The following is a 16,407-nucleotide window of genomic DNA, read 5'->3' on the forward strand; positions in this document are numbered from 1 at the left end:
GACCACTTTTGCATGATCGAAGCAACGGATTTCTGGCTCATTCGGGTGCCGCTTATTTGCTTGTAAGTTGCTTGATCAGGCATTAGATCTTGGACAAATTTAAAGACAAGATCGGGCAAATTTAAATTTTGAGGGTTTTTCCTACAGGTAAAAGCCAGTTTAGCTGGGCTGAGATGGCTGATGAGACCTCACCCCCTCCGGCGTGACCCCCGTCCACCCCTTGAAGGCCCGCATGAAGCTTTTTTCGTTCTGAAACCCGACCTCGGCGGCGATCTGTTTGATGGGACGCTGCGTGCGCAGCAGCAGCTCGGTGGCCAGGTCGCGGCGAACGGCGTCTTTGAGTTGCTGCAGGCTGGCGCCCTCTTCTTTCAGTTGCCGGTGCAGGGTGCGCGCCGACAAGTTGAGCCAGGCCGCCAGGTCGTCGGCGTTGCGGCTGTGTTCGGGGTGTTCGGCCAGGGTTTGGCGCACTTTTTCCACCAGCAAGCGGTCGCGGCGGTAAGGGCGCACCGTGAGCAGCAGGGCGCGTTGCAGCATGCGCTGCAAAGCCGCTTCGTCGCGGCGCACCGGCAAGCTCAGGTAACCGGCGTCGAACTGCAGGCTGTGCGTGGGCGCGTTGAATTGCGTGGGGCCGTCAAACAGCACACGGTAACTTTCTTCATGCAGTGGCGGGGCAAAGCGCAAAGTGGTTTGCACCAGCGGAATGCGCGAGTCGGTCAGCCAGCAGGCCACGCCCAGTGCATTGCGCAGTACCGAGACCACGGCAAACTCCTGCAATGTTCCCAGCGGGCGGTGTTCGTGCAATTGCAGGTGCGCCACGCCCGCCTCGGTGCTGACTTGCAGGTGGATGTCGTCGGTCAATAACCCGTGGTGGCGGCACCAGCGCTGCAGGGCCACACCCAAGGTGGGCGCGGTCAGTGAGGCGCGCACCAGCATGCCGTAGCTGCCCCAAGGCAGGCGACGGCTGAACCAGCCCAGGGCTTCGTCGTCCAGCGCCCGCATGGCGGTGGCCGACAGCCATTCCATTTGCAGGGCGGTGATGCGTGCCTCGGGCTGGTGCAGGGTGTCTGGCGCAATTTGTGCCTCGGTCAGGGCGGGCAGCGGGTCCATGCCGCGTTGGGTATAGGCCTGTGCGATCGCTTTGACGAAAGTCATGGGTGTCTCGGCGCGGCCGGTGTGGGTCGGGCGAGGTGGGTCAGGCGAGTGCGGGTTCATGGGCCTTGAAATTGTGGCACGATTTGCAACCCATTTGACACCCTCCAACCGGGCGCAGGTCTTAAGCTGGCAGGCATTGCCCCACAGGCGCGGTGTTTGCCGTGTGCCCGGGGCCACAGCCAAGGAAGACACATGACTGTTTTGCACTCCCAACTGAACCCGCGTTCGGCCGACTTTCAAGCCAATGCCGCCGCCATGCGTGGCTTGGTGGACGACCTGCGCGCCCACCTGGAGCGCGTGGCTTTGGGTGGCGGTGATGCGCCCCGCGCCAAGCACACCGCCCGGGGCAAACTGCTGCCGCGTGACCGCGTGCAGATGCTGCTCGACCCCGGCACGCCTTTCCTCGAAGTCGCGCCATTGGCTGCCCTCAACATGTACAACAACGATGCGCCCAGTTCGGGCGTGATCGTGGGCATTGGCCGCGTGAGCGGGGTGGACTGCATGATCGTGTGCAACGACGCCACGGTGAAGGGCGGCACCTATTACCCCCTCACGGTAAAAAAGCATTTGCGCGCGCAAGAGATCGCGCAGCAAAACCACTTGCCCTGCATCTATTTGGTGGACTCTGGCGGTGCCAACTTGCCCAACCAGGACGAGGTCTTTCCGGATCGCGACCACTTTGGCCGCATCTTCTTCAACCAGGCCAACATGAGCGCGTTGGGCATTTCGCAGATCGCCGTGGTCATGGGCTCGTGCACCGCAGGTGGCGCGTACGTGCCCGCCATGAGTGACGAAACCATCATTGTCAAAAACCAGGGCACCATCTTTTTGGGCGGCCCGCCACTGGTCAAGGCCGCCACGGGTGAGGTGGTGAGTGCCGAAGACTTGGGCGGTGGCGATGTGCACACGCGACTGTCGGGTGTGGCCGACCATTTGGCGCAAAACGATGTGCATGCCCTGGCCTTGGCGCGCCAGGCTGTGAAAAATCTGAACGCCCAAAAGGCCCCCAACATCGCCACGCACGCACCCGTGCCGCCGCTGTTGGATGCGCAAGAGTTGTATGGCGTGATCCCCACCGACACGCGCAAGCCTTTTGATGTGCGCGAGATCATCGCCCGCATCGTCGACGGCTCGGAGTTCGACGAATTCAAATCGCGCTTTGGCACCACCTTGATCTGTGGCTTTGCCCGCATCGAAGGCATGCCGGTGGGCATCATCGCCAACAACGGCATCTTGTTCAGCGAGTCGGCGCTCAAGGGCGCGCACTTCATCGAGCTGTGCTGCCAGCGCAAGATCCCGCTGGTGTTTTTGCAAAACATCACCGGCTTCATGGTGGGCCGCAAATACGAAAACGAAGGCATCGCCCGCAACGGCGCGAAGATGGTCACGGCTGTGGCGACGGCCGCTGTGCCCAAGTTCACCATCATCATTGGCGGCAGCTTTGGTGCAGGCAACTACGGCATGTGTGGCCGCGCTTACTCGCCCCGTTTCTTGTGGATGTGGCCCAACGCCCGCATCTCCGTCATGGGCGGCGAGCAGGCGGCGAGCGTCTTGGCCACGGTCAAGCGTGACGGCATCGAGGGCAAGGGTGGCCAATGGAGCGCCGACGAAGAGGCCGCGTTCAAGGCCCCCATCAAAGAACAGTACGAGGTGCAAGGCCACCCTTATTACGCCACCGCCCGCCTGTGGGACGACGGCATCATCGACCCGGCCGACACCCGCCGCGTGCTGGCGCTGGGCTTGAGTGCATCGCTCAATGCACCGATTCCCGAGACGAAATTTGGACTTTTCCGCATGTGATGTGTATCATTTTATAAATTCATACACATTCAAGAGGTTTCAAAGTGCGCACCAACATCGTGATCGACGACAAGCTCATGGCCGATGTCATGGCCTCGGGTGATTTCAAGACAAAGAGGGACGCGGTCGAAGAGGGCTTGCGCTTGCTCAAGCGCAAGAAGGCTTATGCGGCGTTGTTGGCCGCGCGTGGCACTTTGTTTTGGGACGATTCCGACGACGCCTGGGCCAAGGCGCGCGAAGAGAGGCAACTTGCAGAAACCGTGCAAGAACCTGTGGCTGCTTATGTGGTCAAACCAGCGGTGAAGGGCCGCAAATCCCGAGCAGCAACTGACACCCGACTGCCAGCTAAAGGTAAATCAGCATGATTTTGGTGGACTCCAGCGTGCTGATCGATCACTTTCGAGGCACGATCAACCCACAGACCCAACAGCTCAAGCACTGGCTCTCCGGGCAAGAGGGACCACCCGACATTGGTGTGGCCGATTTGGTTATTTTTGAGGTGTTGCGAGGCTTCTCCACGGCCAGTGCCCAGGCCCGGGTGCGCGACCTTTTGCTGGACTTGGAAGTGGTGGAGATCGGTGGCCTCGACAACGCCTTGCAGGCGGCCACGCTTTATCAACGGTTGCGCCAGTCTGGCCGTACCGTGCACAGCCCCATCGACGTGCTGCTGGCCAGCTACTGCATGACCCACGGCCACACGCTGCTGCACCGCGACGCGGATTTTGAATCGCTCAAAACTTTGGGAGGACTGGACACATGGCCACAATGAACACATCGATTTGGCATACCCACTTCAGCGGTCTGGCGCGTTACCACGTCGGGGCCACACACCGCTTGCTCGAAGCGGTCTCGTGCGTGTCAGCCGAAGACTACCAACGCGACGTGGGCCTGTTCTTCAAAAGCATCCACGGCACGCTGAACCACATGCTGGTGGCCGAGCACTTGCTTTGGTATGCGCGTTTTGCCAAAGGCGCGTCTCCGGTGCTGGCCCTCGATGCTGAAATCGAGCCCCACCGCGAACGCCTGGCGCAGGCGCTCAAGGGCGGATCGGCCAACTGGACGCCACTCATCGCCAGCTGGAGCGCCGAGCGTTTTGACGGTCAACTGGACTACCAGACCAGCCAAGGCGCCCCCCTGTCCTTGCCGTTTGCGGCCACCTTGGCCCATGTCTTCAACCACGCCACCCACCACCGCGGGCAGATCACGGCGGCACTGACAGCCATGGGTCAGCCTTGCCCAGAGCTGGACATGGTTTATTTCCTTTTGGCAGAACAGGCCCCCAAAGCATGAGCAACGCCCTGAAAATTTCCACCCAAAACGGCGTGCACACCATCACGCTGTCGCGCCCCGATGTGCGCAACGCCTTCAACGACGACGTCATAGCCGAGCTGAAAACCGCTTTTCTGGCGGTGGCCCAAGACCCGGCCGTGCGCTGCGTGGTGTTGGCCGCAGAGGGCCCCGCCTTTTGCGCTGGCGCCGACCTGAACTGGATGCGGCGCATGGCCGACTACACCCGCGAAGAAAACTTGGCCGACGCGGGCGATCTGGCCGCCATGTTGCGGGCCATTTACGCATGCCCCCAACCCACCATCGCCCGTGTGCAAGGCGATGTGTACGCGGGCGGCATGGGCCTGGTGGCGGCGTGTGACATGGCGGTGAGCGTGGACACGGCGAACTACTGCCTGAGCGAAGTCAAGCTGGGCCTGATCCCCGCGACCATCAGCCCCTATGTGATCCGCGCCATGGGCGCGCGTGCGGCGCACCGCTACTTTTTGACGGCCGAGCACTTTGGCGCGGCCGAGGCGCACCGGATCGGACTGGTGCACGAGGTGGTGAGCGCCGACGCGCTGGACGCCAAAGTGGCCGATCTGACCCAAGCGCTGGTGAGCGCAAGCCCTCACGCCGTGCGCGCTTGCAAAAAGCTGGTGCAAGACGTGGCCGAACGCGAAATCAACGACGCGCTGGTCGCGCAGACGGTGGCGGGCATCGCCGACATCCGTGCCAGCAGAGAAGGCAAGGAGGGCGTGCAGTCCTTTTTGCAAAAACGCAAACCCAACTGGCTGTTGGCTTGAGCGTGCTGGCATGACATGGCTTCGTGGTCTGTTGGGGTTCGGTGCTTACTGGTGGGCGGTTTTGGCGTGCGCGCAAACGCCTGCCGAATTGCCGGTCGCCAAAGATCTGCATGAAGTGGTTCACCGCATACCGGTTTCGGCGCAGGACCTTTATGGTCGGCGTGAACAGCGCCAAATCCCGGTGACGGTGTTCAAGCCCGCAGGGGATGGACCTTTCCCAATGGTGGTGCTCAACCACGGCCGAGCCACCAGCCGCGAGAAGATGGCACAGCCCACTCGCTTTCGGTATGAGCAGCAGGCCCGCTATTTTGTGGGCAAGGGTTTTGTGGTGATGGTGCCCACCCGTGTGGGCTATGGCGAGACCTACGATGGTTTTGACCCGGAAACCAACGGCGGTTGTAGCCAGCCCCGCATCGAACCCATGAGCCTTGCCGCATCGGACCAAGTGATTGCGGTGGCCGAATTTGCGCGCAGCTTGCCCTTCGTTGACGCTTCGCGGTGGTGGGTCATGGGCCAATCGGTCGGCGGCTTGACCAGCGTGGCCACCGCCTGGCGTAACCCGGCAGGCTTGCAAGGGGCGGTCAATTTCGCGGGCGGCACCGGGGGTGATCCGGTGGGCCGTCCAGGTCGTTCTTGTGCTGCGACTCAGATCGAACGGCTCTGGAAGGCCCGTGCTGCTCAAGCCCAAGTGCCCATGCTTTGGCTGTATTGGGAAAACGATTTGTTCTGGGGTGCGCAAGCACCGCGTGATTGGCATCGCGCCTGGGTTGACGGTGGTGGGCAAGCCGAGTTCCACCAACTCGCGCCCGTGGGCCAGGATGGCCACTCGGGGTTCAGCATCGACATGGACCGCTGGGTCCCCTGGGTGGATGCTTTTCTGGCCAAGGCCGGGTACACCCAGCCCGCGTTGCCACCGGCCCCTGAGCCGAGTGGTTTCGCACAAGTGGACGAGATCGACAAAGTGCCGGTGAGTGCCGAGACCCGGCAAAACCTGTACAGCCGTTTTCTGGCCAGCCCCTCCCCGCGCGCTTTTGCCATTGGCCCGGGTGGCGCTGGCTTTGCCACCGGCGATTGGGCCGTGGGTCGCGCATTGGGTTTTTGCCAGGCACGCCGTGGCATCACCTGCAAGTTGTACGCCGTAGATAACCAAGTGGTTTGGAGAAACTGACATGTTCAAGAAAATACTGATCGCCAACCGAGGCGAAATCGCCTGCCGTGTTGCAGCCACCGCCCGCCGAATGGGCATCCAGACCGTGGCTGTTTATTCAGACGCCGACGCAGGGGCCAAGCATGTGCAAGCGTGTGACGAAGCCGTGCATGTGGGCGGCAGTGCGCCCAAAGACAGCTATCTGCGCTGGGAGCGGATTCTGGAAGCCGCTAAGGCCACAGGCGCTGAAGCCGTTCACCCCGGCTATGGCTTTTTGAGCGAGAACGAAGACTTTGCCAAGGCCTGCGCCGCCGCGGGTTTGGTGTTCATCGGCCCGCCCGCCTCGGCGATTTTGGCCATGGGCCTCAAGGCCGAATCCAAGCGTTTGATGGAATCGGCTGGTGTGCCGCTGGTGCCCGGCTACCACGGCGCGGACCAAGACCCGGCCTTGTTGCAAGCAGAAGCGGACCGCATCGGTTACCCCGCCCTCATCAAAGCCAGCGCTGGCGGCGGTGGCAAGGGCATGCGCGTGGTCGAAAAGTCAGAAGATTTTGCAGCGGCTCTCGCCAGTTGCCAACGCGAAGCCATCAACAGCTTTGGCAGCGACGCGGTGCTGATCGAAAAGTACGTGCAGCGCCCGCGCCACATCGAGATCCAGGTGTTTGGCGACACCCACGGCAACTGCGTGTACTTGTTTGAGCGCGACTGCTCGGTGCAGCGCCGCCACCAAAAGGTCTTGGAAGAAGCCCCTGCCCCCGGCATGACCGAAGCCCTGCGTGCCCAAATGGGCGCAGCGGCCGTGGCTGCGGCCAAAGCAGTGAACTATGTGGGCGCGGGCACGGTGGAATTCATTGTCGAGCAAACGGCGTACGACCAACCTGAATCCATGCGCTTTTTCTTCATGGAAATGAACACCCGTTTGCAGGTGGAGCACCCCGTCACCGAGGCCATCACCGGTCTTGATTTGGTCGAGTGGCAATTGCGTGTGGCCAGTGGCGAGCCGCTGCCCTTGCAGCAAGACCAGCTGCGCATCCAGGGTCATGCGATCGAGGCGCGCATCTGCGCCGAAAACCCCGACAACAACTTCTTGCCCGCTACCGGCACGCTGCAGGTGTACCGCAAGCCACAAGCCAGCAGTTTTGAGCGGGGCACCATCCGTGTCGACGACGGCGTGCGGGAAGGCGACACCATCAGCCCGTTTTACGACTCGATGGTGGCCAAGCTCATCGTGCACGGCGACACCCGCGCGCAAACACTGGCGCGTTTGGACACGGCGCTGGCGCAAACCCACATCGTGGGCCTGAACACCAATGTGCAGTTCTTGCGGTACGTGGTGCGCAGCGATGCGTTTGCCACGGCCAAGCTCGACACCGCGCTCATCCAGCGTGAAGCCGCCGTTTTGTTCAAGCAAGACAAGGTGGGTTTGCCTGCCGCTGTGGCCGCCGTGGTGGCCCACAGCCTGCAGGCCGACAAGGCCTTGCAGGGGCAAGACCCGTTCAGCCGCCGCGATGGCTGGCAGTCGCACGGGGTGGCGCAGCGCCGTTTTGAATTCGTCTGGCAAGACCAACCCCGATCGGCCCGCCTGAGTTATTTGCACGACGGTGCGCTGAGCCTCTCGCTGGAAGGTGAAGAGCCTGTGTCGGGCACGTTGAACTTTGCCCCCGATGGCGCAGGCCTGTGGGTGCAGTGGGGCGGTGCGCGCTGTTTCAGTCAGATCGACTGGCAAGGCGAAACCGCACACATTTTCACACCCAAAGGCGCGACCCGCATCACCGTGCTCGACCCGCTGGCCCACGCTGGCGAAGCAGCGCAAGAAGGCGGGCGCCTCACGGCCCCGATGCCGGGCAAGGTCGTCTCCTTTGCCGTCAAGGCGGGTGACAAGGTCAAAGCGGGCCAGGCCCTGGCCGTGATGGAAGCCATGAAGATGGAGCACACCATCAGCGCGCCCAAAGATGGCACCGTGGCTGAGTTGCTCTACGCCCCGGGCGACCAAGTCGCCGATGGGGCAGAGCTGCTCAAACTGGCTGCGTGAGTTTTGCAGCACGGAGCTGTAGGTCGGAGCTTCAGCTCCGACATGACCGGTTTGGCGGAGGTCTCACGTCGGGGCTAAAGCCACCGACCTACAAGACGACAACCCGCGCGACAGCCCGGATATCTCGCCGCTGAGACAATTCCTACCATGAACATCACCATCTGCTTTGACAAGCTCGACCCGACGCCCTGGGTGCAGGGCTTGCAACTTGCTTTCCCTGGCGCGACGGTCTCCGCCTGGACGCCTGGGTCACCGCAGGCCGATCACGCCATCGTCTGGGCCCCGCTCCAGCAATTCATCGACGAGCAGCCGGGTTTGCAGACCTTGTTCAACATTGGCGCGGGCGTGGACGCTTTGCTGCAATTGAAACTGCCGCCCAGCCTGAAAGTGGTGCGTCTGGACGATGCGGGCATGTCGGTGCAAATGGCCGAGTTCGTGTGCCATGCGGTGATCCGGCACTTCCGCGAGTTCGACGGCTACGACGCCGACACCCAAGCGGGCAAATGGTCGTACCGCAAACCCCGCAGCCGCGCCGATTTTGCGGTCGGCGTGATGGGCTTGGGTGTGTTGGGCGAGCGTGTGGCCAAAGCGCTGCAGGTATTTGACTTCTCCGTCAACGGTTACAGCCGCAGCCCCAAAGACTTAGCCGGTATCCGCTGCTTCAGCGGGGCGCAGGCCTTGCCCGAGTTTTTGGCCGCCACGCGCGTGCTGGTCAACCTGATGCCGCTCACGCCCGAAACTGAAAATATCCTGAACCACACCACCCTGTCGCAGTTGCAAAAGGGCGGCTATGTGATCAATGTGGCCCGTGGCAAACACCTGGTGGACGAAGACCTCTTGGCCCTGATCGACAACGGCCACCTGGCTGGGGCTGCGCTCGATGTGTTCCGCACCGAGCCGCTGCCCGCCGACCATGTGTTTTGGCAACACCCGAAAATCACCGTCACGCCCCACACCTCGGCCCGCACTTTGCGCGAAGAGAGCATCGCGCAAATCGTGGGCAAAATGCAGGCACTGCAGCGCGGCGAGCCGATCAACGGCGTGGTGGACCACCAGCGCGGTTATTGAATATCCAGAGAACCTCATGAACATTCCTTCACGCGTTCAACTCATCGACGTCGGCCCCCGCGACGGCTTGCAAAACGAAAAGCAAACCGTGCCTGCAGAGGTCAAAATCGAACTGGTGCACCGCCTTCAGGCCGCAGGCCTGACTGAGATCGAGGTCACCAGTTTTGTGTCCCCGAAGTGGGTGCCGCAAATGGCCGACAACGCGGTTGTGATGGCGGGCATCCAGCGTCAAGCGGGTGTGCGTTATTCGGTGCTCACGCCCAACATGGTGGGTTACCAAGCGGCGGTGGCGTCGCGCCCCGACGAGATTGTGGTCTTTGGTGCGGCCAGCCAGGCCTTCAGCCAGAAGAACATCAACTGCTCGATCGAAGAAAGCATGGAGCGCTTTGCGCCCGTGGTGCAAGTGGCGTTAGCGGCGGGCATTGCGGTGCGTGGGGCCATGAGCTGCACCGTGGGCTGCCCCTACGAAGGCGAAGTGTCGCCAGCCAGTGTGGCCCACTTGGCGGGATTGATGAAGCAGATCGGCGTGCAGCGCGTGGACGTGGCCGACACCATTGGCACCGGCACGCCGCTCAAGGTGCAAAAAGCCGTCGAGGCCACGCTGCAGCATTTCGACATCGACCACATCTGCGGCCACTTTCACGACACCTACGGTCAGGCACTGGCCAACACCTTGGCGGCTTTGCAAATGGGGGTCTGGAATTTTCAGTCCTCGGTGGCGGGCCTGGGCGGCTGCCCGTATGCCAAGGGCGCCACGGGCAACGTGGCCACTGAAGACGTGGTGTACATGCTGCACGGCATGGGCATTGCCACCGGCATTGACCTGGACAAGCTGGTGGATGCCGGCGCGTTCATCAGCGACTTTTTGGACCGCAAACCCAACTCGAACGTGGCCAAGGCCATCCTCAACAAGCGGGCAGGCTGAACGATGTGCGGTGCCGAACTCCATGCCCTGCCCGAAGGCGTGCAGCGTGTCTCGCGCGCGCTGCAAGACGCCGGGCATCCGCATGCCCCGGTCATGCTGGGTGGCGCGGCCCGCACGGCACAAGAAGCTGCCGAAAGCCTGGGCGTGCAGTTGGGACAGATCGCCAAGAGCGTGATCTTCCGTCGCAAGGAAGACGGCGTGGCTGTGCTGGTGGTCACCTCGGGCGACCGGCGCGTGGACGAGAAAAAAGTCGCCGCCCTGGTGGGCAAGATCGGCCGTGCCGATGCCGATTTCGTCAAGGCCCGCACGGGCTTCACGATTGGTGGTGTGTCCCCCGTGGCGCACCTGAATTCCCCGGTGACCTTGCTCGACCAAGACCTGTGGCGCTTCCAGGAAGTCTGGGCCGCTGCCGGGCATCCCCACGGCGTGTTTCGCTTGCGACCCCAGGACTTGCCCGATTTGACCCAGGCCAGTCCTGCCGATGTGGTCCAGGGCAGCAGCCATGACACGGCGCAGTCAAGTTCTGCGCAAGCACCCAAACCCCAGGAGGCCCTATGAATGCGCGCATCAAGCAGTTGGCGCAGCGCGCTGAGCAGGTGCTGGCCCATGCCCAGCCCCATGTGCCTTCACCGTGTTTGTCGGTGTGCGTCATGGACCCGCAGACTGCGGTGTGTGCAGGGTGTTGGCGCACCCTTGAAGAAATCGGTGTTTGGAGCCGCATGTCGGATGAGGCCAAGCGCCAGGTCTGGCAGCGCATACAGCAGCGCCTGACGGGCGTGAGCGGGACGACCTGAACGCGAGCAGCCTGCAGGGGTTCATTCGCCCAACAAATGGGCGCTTGGGCCGCCCTCAGGGTCCCTCTGCCTGGCTTCGGTCCACCACAATCAAGACATTGCAGGGTGATTCTTCCACCAACGATTTGGCGGTGGAGCCGCTCCACCAACGGCGCAGCAGGTTGGGCTCATGCTTGTGACCGACCACGATCAGGTCTGCCCCCACGCGTTCGGCAAAACCCGACAGTTCGCGGATCACCTCGCCCTTGAGCACCTCGCCTTGCACCGCGTAACCCATGGCTTGCAGGGTTTGCACGCCTTGAGCCAGTTGTTCTTTCAAGTTTTCTTCCATTGGCCCGTTGTTGGTCGAGGTGTAGTAGCCCATCTCCATCGACCCCACATCCAGCGGGTTGGGGGCCACCGCCACCAAAGTCAGGTGGGGTTGACCCCAATGGGCCAATTCCTTGAGTTCGAGCAAGGCCCTTTGCCCGGTCATGGAGCCGTCATAAGCCAGGATGATGTGTTTGTACATGCTTGCCTCCTCATGGTGATGGGATGGTGGAATGCAACAACCGGCAAGGGTTGAAATGACAAAATCATGTGCTGGAGTGGTCCAAAAGCGCAAGCTGGTGTTGACCCTATAGACTTGGCCTGACACGCCCCAAGACCCGGAGACACGCCATGAAAACCATTGAGTTTTATCTTGACTTCATTTCGCCCTATGCCTGGTTGGGCTTTGATGCCTTGCCCAGGGCACTGCAAGGCATCAGCCACCGGGTGGTGCACAAGCCGGTGCTGTTTGCGGCCATGCTCAAGCACAACGGTCAGCTCGGCCCCGCCGAAATCCCGGCCAAGCGCGACTGGACTTACCGGCAAGTGCTCTGGCAAGCACGGCAACAAGGCACGCCCATGCAACTGCCTGCCACCCATCCGTTCAACCCTTTGGATTTGTTGCGCTTGGCCACCGCGTGCGATGCAGACGGTCAGCCCAACCGCTATGTGTGCGAGCAGATTTTTCGCCATGTGTGGTGCTCGGGCCTGGAGGCCGCTGATCCGCAGCGCTTGGCGCAATTGACGGCGCAACTGAAGCCTGCCAGAGACCCCTCGGATGCCGATGTCAAGCAAGCCCTGCAGGTGAACACCCACGAAGCGCTGGCGCATGGGGTGTTTGGCGTGCCCAGCTTCCGGGTGGACGACAAAGTATTTTGGGGGCAAGACGCTTTGCCCATGCTGAGCGCCTATCTGCAGGGTGACCCTTGGTTTGAGGGGCCCGATTGGCAGGCGCCCGCCTTGTGTGGGGTGGGTGTTCGGCGTTCATGACCTGACGGGCCGCGCACAAGCGCCATAAAAAAACCCCGATCGCTGAATGCGATCGGGGTTTTTTATTGGAAGGGTTCAGGTTGGCAAGACAGGTCTTGCCAACATCGACCTTTTAGTGAGCAGCAGTACCTTGTGAGGTGGTGCCGTCAAAGCTGGGGAAGCGGACGTTTTCGACCATTTCCTGCACTTCTTGGTCCGGTGCCTTGGTCAGCAGCGACACGATGATGATCACTGCGAAGCCAACTGGCACGCCGAAGATACCGGCCGAGATGGGGGCAATGTCCCACCAGGTGTTGGCTTTGAGGATTTCAGGTGTCAGCGAACCCTCATGGAACAAGCCGTACATCCAGGGATGGGTCTTGACCATGTAGTAGAACGAGATGCCCAAACCAGCCACCATGCCCAGCGAGGCGCCCCATTTGTTGGCACGCTTCCAGAAGATGCCCAGGGTCAACGCAGGGAAGAAGGCTGCCGCAGCGAACGAGAAGGCCGCAGACACGAGGAACAAAATGTCCGCCATGCGCAGCGATGCGACATAAGCCGCTGCCAAGGCCACGAACACCAAAATGGTTTTGGAGATCGCAACACGGCGGTTCGCCGAAGCGTTAGGGTCAATCACTTTGTAGTACACGTCGTGCGACAAGGCGTTGGCAATGGTCAGCAACAAGCCATCGGCTGTGGACAAAGCCGCAGCCAAACCACCGGCCGCCACCAGACCGGAAATCACGAAGGGCAAGCCACCGATTTCAGGTGTGGCCAAGACCACGATGTCACCGCCCAAGCGGATCTCTGCCAATTGCAAGATGCCATCTTTGTTGATGTCACTGACTGCCATCAGCGTGGGGTCGACCACGTTCCAGCGTGCAATCCATCCCGGCAATTCGTTAAACGGTGTGCCCACCAGCAGCGTGTAGATGTCGAACTTGACCAACACCGCCAAAGCAGGCGCTGTGAAGTACAGCAGCGAGATGAAGAACAGCGACCAAGCCACCGACTCACGCGCTTCACGCACCGAAGGCACGGTGTAAAAGCGCATCAGGATGTGCGGTAAGGCAGCCGTACCGATCATCAAACAGAAGACCAACGCCAAGAAGTTCTTGCGGGCCACATCTCGGGCAGCGTCGTCCTTGCCTGGGAAGGGCTCAGCATGGCGCAGGGGCGGTGCTGCACGGGGTGCATTGGCAGCGCGCGCAGCGGTGTAGGCGGCTTTGGCAGCCGCTTCGTCTTTGGGCAAACCAGCCAAAGCCTTTTCAGCGGCCTGGATGTCTGCTTCAGGTGCGTTGGCTGCTTTCAACTCTTCCAGCTTTTTGGTGGCTGCTTCTTTGTCAGCGGCCATGGCTGCTGGCACATCCTTCAGCTTTTCAGCGGCTGCATCAGCACGTGCTTTGAAGATACCGCGAACTTCGAGTTCTTTGGGGTCTTTCAGCAATTGCTCTTCTTTGGCCGTCACTTTTTCAAGCAAGTAGCCATAGGAGACTTGAGGCAGAGGATTGCTGGTGTGTTTCACCGACAACCAAACCACGGGAATCATGTAAGCCACGATCAGGATCAGGTATTGCGCCACCTGGGTCCAGGTCACAGCACGCATACCGCCCAAGAACGAGCAAACCAAGATACCGGCCAAGCCGACATACACGCCCACGTCGAAGGACAGGCCTGTCAGACGGGCTGTGATCAGGCCCACGCCGAAGATCTGCGCCACCACGTAAACGAAGGACACCAAGATGGCCGCAAACACGCCAATCAGGCGAGCCATGTTGCCGCCGTAGCGAGCGCCCAAGAAGTCGGGGATGGTGAACTGGCCAAACTTACGCAGGTAAGGGGCCAAGAACAAGGCCACCAAACAGTAACCGCCTGTCCAGCCCAAGATGAAGGCCAAACCGCCGTAACCGGTCAGGTAGAGCGTACCGGCCATACCGATGAAGGAAGCCGCCGACATCCAGTCAGAGCCGGTGGCCATGCCGTTGTAAATGGCTGGCACGCGTCGGCCCGCCACGTAGTATTCGGCCGCATCGTTGGTGCGACTCATCACACCAATGCCGCCGTACAAGAGCACAGTGGCCGCCAAGAAGGCGTAACCGATGTACTCTTTGGGCATGCCCATTTGCTCAAGGACAGCCAGCACGATGACGAAGGCCGCAAAGCCACCGCCGTAGAAAAGGAAAACCTTGTTCAGAGATTTCTGAAACTGGCTTTGGGTTTGGCCTTCGCCGCTGAAAACGCTCATGCTTCTTCTCCTTCTGCAACGCCATATTCCTCATCAAGCTTGTTCATATAGCGGGCGTAGTACCAAATGATCAGGCAGTACACGATCAATGCGCCTTGGGCTGCAACCCAAAACGAGAACGGCCAGCCAAAAAAGTTGAACGTCAAATCACGCGCAAAGTACAAAAGTACGAACGTGACAAAGAACCATAAGGCCAGCAACAGCCCCGTGATTCTTAAGTTTTTGCCCCAGTATTCCTGGTGCCTAGCAGTGAGCTGCATTGTCTTCTCCTTCTCGTTAAAAAACCAAACTACCGACTGTCACTCTTGAAATTTTCGCCAACGCGGGCGGACAAAGGCCTCAAACCAGGCTGTCGAGCCTGAGCCCTGTTTCCCGCTCCAATTGGGCGGCCACCTTGGGCTCGAACCCCTTGAGGTGTCGCATCACCTCCAGGGCTTTTTCGGGTTGATGCAATTCCATGTGAACCCGAGCCATTTGGTACCAGGCGTAAGGGCTCATGGATTGCAACTCGGTGTTGCGCTTGAAGGCCACCAAAGATTCTTCGAAGCGGCGCTGACGCACCAGCACCAAGCCGAGGCCATACCAGGCGCGGTCCATTTTTTCGTCAATTTGGAGGGCGGCCCTGAAAGCGTGTTCTGCTTCTTGGCTGCGCCCTAATTCTTCGCAGACAAAGCCGACGTTGAAGTGGGCGTTGGCGTTGTTCGGTGTGAGCATCAAGGCGCGCTCAAAAAACCCCAGAGCCTGCACCAACCGGCGGTTGCTCAGTTCGTTGTAACCGAGGCTGTTGAGTGACAAAACATCCTGTGGGTTGATGTCGAGGATCTCTAGGAAAACAGCATGGGCTTGCGTGCGCAGGCCAAACACCAAAAGAACCTTGGCCTTGAATCGCAACCACAGGCACTTGCTGCGCAGGGAGGTGTCAAGCTTGGCGGGGGCCACATGGGCGTTCACTGACATGCGGCCACTCCCAACTCAAGGCAAATCTCGATTTTCAACTGCACCACCACCACCCACGCAATGAGCAGCCAACTGCTGGTGGCCAAAGGGATGTGTTGGTCCAGGATCAATTTGGGGCTGATTTTGCGAGTGATCCAAAGCGCAGGTCTGGAGGCCACGTCGAGCAATTGCCAAAAAACATTGTTGTCACGGTTGGACCCCGCCAGCAATCCCAGCAAGAAACGCCCGATGATGAACATCAAGGAAAGTTCAATCAGACTCTTGGCGATAACTACAGCTAACAGCATAAGATTTCAGTTGGGGTTGACCAAATCAATTTTTTTGATTCTATGGGCAAGTTTGCAAAAGTTCAAAGTGTGCAAATCATGGTCAAAACACCATCTGCGCATCAGTCTGCCTTTTTTTGAATGATCAATTCACCTGCCTCATTCGGGAAAATTATTTTTCTGACAAGCACCTGACATCTTTGGGTTCTTTTGCATCTCTCTCATGCACTCTAAATTCAAGGGAAAACACTTAGCAAAAAACGTCTTGTGAAGTTGATTTAACGGTGGGTCTTGCATGTTGAGCGCAGGACCAAACGGGTCCGACATGCGCTGACTCGGGTGTCCAATGGCGCGGATGGGTCTTCAATTTTCCTTGTCATGCAGGCCATTATTTTTCGGTGGCATGTTGGCTGCTTCTTCCGCTTCCCACCGGTTCATCAGCCATGCGTAGAGCACCACAATGGCCACAAACACCAACACAGAACCCTGTGCCGCCATCCAGAAATAAAGTGGCCAACCGTTGACGTCCATGGTCAAGTCGCGAGCAAAAAAACTGGGACCAAAACTGGCGCAGAACCAAATCAGCATCAAGGTCAACCGCAAACGGCCTTGACGCTTTTTGAGTGCAGCGGAGGGTGTGTGTATTTCAATCATGCACAAGGCTATTT

General features: G+C 60.2%; 19 protein-coding genes. 12 read left to right on the forward strand and 7 right to left on the reverse strand.

What is annotated here, in order from left to right; translation table 11 throughout:
- Positions 1–159 precede the first annotated feature (159 nt).
- Positions 160–1,212, reverse strand: a complete 1,053-nt coding sequence (locus tag HEQ17_RS15685; RefSeq protein ID WP_296293605.1) for an AraC family transcriptional regulator — start codon at positions 1,210–1,212, stop codon at positions 160–162.
- 132 nt (positions 1,213–1,344) lie between these two features.
- Here HEQ17_RS15685 and HEQ17_RS15690 point away from each other — a divergent pair, with 132 nt between their 5' ends.
- The 11 genes from HEQ17_RS15690 (at position 1,345) to HEQ17_RS15740 (ending at position 10,990) form a co-directional block, all read left to right on the forward strand.
- A complete protein-coding gene (locus HEQ17_RS15690) occupies positions 1,345–2,952 on the forward strand; it encodes a carboxyl transferase domain-containing protein (protein ID WP_296293606.1) in 1,608 nt (535 codons plus the stop codon).
- A 44-nt stretch (positions 2,953–2,996) separates the two neighbouring features.
- Positions 2,997–3,317 carry a type II toxin-antitoxin system VapB family antitoxin gene (locus HEQ17_RS15695; RefSeq protein WP_296293607.1) on the forward strand — a complete coding sequence of 107 codons (321 nt, stop codon included), beginning with the start codon at positions 2,997–2,999 and terminating at the stop codon, positions 3,315–3,317.
- Positions 3,314–3,721: a PIN domain-containing protein gene (locus HEQ17_RS15700; protein ID WP_296293608.1), complete on the forward strand. Its 408-nt coding sequence runs from the start codon at positions 3,314–3,316 to the stop codon at positions 3,719–3,721. The genes HEQ17_RS15695 and HEQ17_RS15700 overlap by 4 nt, the downstream gene beginning before the upstream one ends.
- Complete coding sequence (locus HEQ17_RS15705) at positions 3,709–4,242, forward strand: DinB family protein (RefSeq protein ID WP_296293609.1); 534 nt, start codon at positions 3,709–3,711, stop codon at positions 4,240–4,242. The genes HEQ17_RS15700 and HEQ17_RS15705 overlap by 13 nt, the downstream gene beginning before the upstream one ends.
- Positions 4,239–5,024 carry an enoyl-CoA hydratase/isomerase family protein gene (locus HEQ17_RS15710; protein ID WP_296293610.1) on the forward strand — a complete coding sequence of 262 codons (786 nt, stop codon included), beginning with the start codon at positions 4,239–4,241 and terminating at the stop codon, positions 5,022–5,024. The genes HEQ17_RS15705 and HEQ17_RS15710 overlap by 4 nt, the downstream gene beginning before the upstream one ends.
- A 10-nt stretch (positions 5,025–5,034) precedes the next feature.
- On the forward strand, positions 5,035–6,192 hold the full coding sequence (locus HEQ17_RS15715) for a hypothetical protein (RefSeq protein ID WP_296293611.1): 1,158 nt from the start codon (positions 5,035–5,037) through the stop codon (positions 6,190–6,192).
- A gap of 1 nt (position 6,193) precedes the next feature.
- Positions 6,194–8,203 carry an acetyl/propionyl/methylcrotonyl-CoA carboxylase subunit alpha gene (locus HEQ17_RS15720; protein WP_296293612.1) on the forward strand — a complete coding sequence of 670 codons (2,010 nt, stop codon included), beginning with the start codon at positions 6,194–6,196 and terminating at the stop codon, positions 8,201–8,203.
- 147 nt (positions 8,204–8,350) lie between these two features.
- A complete protein-coding gene (locus tag HEQ17_RS15725; protein ID WP_296293613.1) occupies positions 8,351–9,271 on the forward strand; it encodes a glyoxylate/hydroxypyruvate reductase A in 921 nt (306 codons plus the stop codon).
- A gap of 16 nt (positions 9,272–9,287) precedes the next feature.
- Positions 9,288–10,196 carry a hydroxymethylglutaryl-CoA lyase gene (locus tag HEQ17_RS15730; protein WP_296293614.1) on the forward strand — a complete coding sequence of 303 codons (909 nt, stop codon included), beginning with the start codon at positions 9,288–9,290 and terminating at the stop codon, positions 10,194–10,196.
- Between the two features lie 3 nt (positions 10,197–10,199).
- Positions 10,200–10,754 (forward strand): YbaK/EbsC family protein, encoded by a 555-nt coding sequence (locus tag HEQ17_RS15735; RefSeq protein ID WP_296293615.1) that lies wholly within the window; start codon positions 10,200–10,202, stop codon positions 10,752–10,754.
- Positions 10,751–10,990 carry a DUF1289 domain-containing protein gene (locus HEQ17_RS15740; RefSeq protein WP_296293616.1) on the forward strand — a complete coding sequence of 80 codons (240 nt, stop codon included), beginning with the start codon at positions 10,751–10,753 and terminating at the stop codon, positions 10,988–10,990. The genes HEQ17_RS15735 and HEQ17_RS15740 overlap by 4 nt, the downstream gene beginning before the upstream one ends.
- 55 nt (positions 10,991–11,045) lie before the next feature.
- Here the strand turns inward: HEQ17_RS15740 and HEQ17_RS15745 are convergent, their stop codons facing one another.
- On the reverse strand, positions 11,046–11,501 hold the full coding sequence (locus HEQ17_RS15745) for a universal stress protein (RefSeq protein ID WP_296293618.1): 456 nt from the start codon (positions 11,499–11,501) through the stop codon (positions 11,046–11,048).
- Positions 11,502–11,650: 149 nt separating this feature from the next.
- Between HEQ17_RS15745 and HEQ17_RS15750 the strand changes: the two genes are divergently transcribed.
- On the forward strand, positions 11,651–12,289 hold the full coding sequence (locus tag HEQ17_RS15750; protein ID WP_296293619.1) for a 2-hydroxychromene-2-carboxylate isomerase: 639 nt from the start codon (positions 11,651–11,653) through the stop codon (positions 12,287–12,289).
- 112 nt (positions 12,290–12,401) lie between these two features.
- Here HEQ17_RS15750 and HEQ17_RS15755 read toward each other — a convergent pair whose 3' ends face one another.
- The 5 genes from HEQ17_RS15755 to HEQ17_RS15775 all read right to left on the reverse strand — a co-directional run bounded on the left by HEQ17_RS15755 (position 12,402) and on the right by HEQ17_RS15775 (position 16,393).
- Positions 12,402–14,516, reverse strand: a complete 2,115-nt coding sequence (locus tag HEQ17_RS15755) for a sodium:solute symporter family protein (RefSeq protein ID WP_296293620.1) — start codon at positions 14,514–14,516, stop codon at positions 12,402–12,404.
- Positions 14,513–14,776: a DUF4212 domain-containing protein gene (locus HEQ17_RS15760; protein ID WP_296293621.1), complete on the reverse strand. Its 264-nt coding sequence runs from the start codon at positions 14,774–14,776 to the stop codon at positions 14,513–14,515. Before HEQ17_RS15760 ends, HEQ17_RS15755 begins: the two co-directional genes overlap by 4 nt.
- 79 nt (positions 14,777–14,855) lie before the next feature.
- Positions 14,856–15,473, reverse strand: a complete 618-nt coding sequence (locus HEQ17_RS15765) for a tetratricopeptide repeat protein (RefSeq protein ID WP_296293622.1) — start codon at positions 15,471–15,473, stop codon at positions 14,856–14,858.
- Entirely contained in the window at positions 15,464–15,760 is a 297-nt protein-coding gene (locus HEQ17_RS15770) for a hypothetical protein (RefSeq protein ID WP_296293623.1), read from the reverse strand. Before HEQ17_RS15770 ends, HEQ17_RS15765 begins: the two co-directional genes overlap by 10 nt.
- A gap of 342 nt (positions 15,761–16,102) precedes the next feature.
- Entirely contained in the window at positions 16,103–16,393 is a 291-nt protein-coding gene (locus tag HEQ17_RS15775; RefSeq protein WP_296293774.1) for a DUF4212 domain-containing protein, read from the reverse strand.
- Between the last annotated feature and the right edge of the window lie 14 nt (positions 16,394–16,407).

It is taken from the genome of Limnohabitans sp. (assembly GCF_023910625.1).
Classification (GTDB): Bacteria; Pseudomonadota; Gammaproteobacteria; order Burkholderiales; family Burkholderiaceae_C; genus Limnohabitans_A.

Excerpts from the sequence above, each read along its gene's own strand:
- HEQ17_RS15740 (WP_296293616.1), top strand. The coding sequence starts at position 10,751 with ATGAATGCGCGCATCAAGCAGTTGGCGCAGCGCGCTGAGCAGGTGCTG.
- HEQ17_RS15775 (WP_296293774.1), bottom strand. The coding sequence starts at position 16,393 with ATGATTGAAATACACACACCCTCCGCTGCACTCAAAAAGCGTCAAGGC.
- HEQ17_RS15725 (WP_296293613.1), top strand. The coding sequence starts at position 8,351 with ATGAACATCACCATCTGCTTTGACAAGCTCGACCCGACGCCCTGGGTG.
- HEQ17_RS15730 (WP_296293614.1), top strand. The coding sequence starts at position 9,288 with ATGAACATTCCTTCACGCGTTCAACTCATCGACGTCGGCCCCCGCGAC.
- HEQ17_RS15755 (WP_296293620.1), bottom strand. The coding sequence starts at position 14,516 with ATGAGCGTTTTCAGCGGCGAAGGCCAAACCCAAAGCCAGTTTCAGAAA.
- HEQ17_RS15750 (WP_296293619.1), top strand. The coding sequence starts at position 11,651 with ATGAAAACCATTGAGTTTTATCTTGACTTCATTTCGCCCTATGCCTGG.
- HEQ17_RS15765 (WP_296293622.1), bottom strand. The coding sequence starts at position 15,473 with ATGTCAGTGAACGCCCATGTGGCCCCCGCCAAGCTTGACACCTCCCTG.
- HEQ17_RS15705 (WP_296293609.1), top strand. The coding sequence starts at position 3,709 with ATGGCCACAATGAACACATCGATTTGGCATACCCACTTCAGCGGTCTG.
- HEQ17_RS15770 (WP_296293623.1), bottom strand. The coding sequence starts at position 15,760 with ATGCTGTTAGCTGTAGTTATCGCCAAGAGTCTGATTGAACTTTCCTTG.
- HEQ17_RS15685 (WP_296293605.1), bottom strand. The coding sequence starts at position 1,212 with ATGAACCCGCACTCGCCTGACCCACCTCGCCCGACCCACACCGGCCGC.
- HEQ17_RS15760 (WP_296293621.1), bottom strand. The coding sequence starts at position 14,776 with ATGCAGCTCACTGCTAGGCACCAGGAATACTGGGGCAAAAACTTAAGA.
- HEQ17_RS15715 (WP_296293611.1), top strand. The coding sequence starts at position 5,035 with ATGACATGGCTTCGTGGTCTGTTGGGGTTCGGTGCTTACTGGTGGGCG.
- HEQ17_RS15720 (WP_296293612.1), top strand. The coding sequence starts at position 6,194 with ATGTTCAAGAAAATACTGATCGCCAACCGAGGCGAAATCGCCTGCCGT.
- HEQ17_RS15735 (WP_296293615.1), top strand. The coding sequence starts at position 10,200 with ATGTGCGGTGCCGAACTCCATGCCCTGCCCGAAGGCGTGCAGCGTGTC.
- HEQ17_RS15745 (WP_296293618.1), bottom strand. The coding sequence starts at position 11,501 with ATGTACAAACACATCATCCTGGCTTATGACGGCTCCATGACCGGGCAA.
- HEQ17_RS15700 (WP_296293608.1), top strand. The coding sequence starts at position 3,314 with ATGATTTTGGTGGACTCCAGCGTGCTGATCGATCACTTTCGAGGCACG.
- HEQ17_RS15710 (WP_296293610.1), top strand. The coding sequence starts at position 4,239 with ATGAGCAACGCCCTGAAAATTTCCACCCAAAACGGCGTGCACACCATC.
- HEQ17_RS15690 (WP_296293606.1), top strand. The coding sequence starts at position 1,345 with ATGACTGTTTTGCACTCCCAACTGAACCCGCGTTCGGCCGACTTTCAA.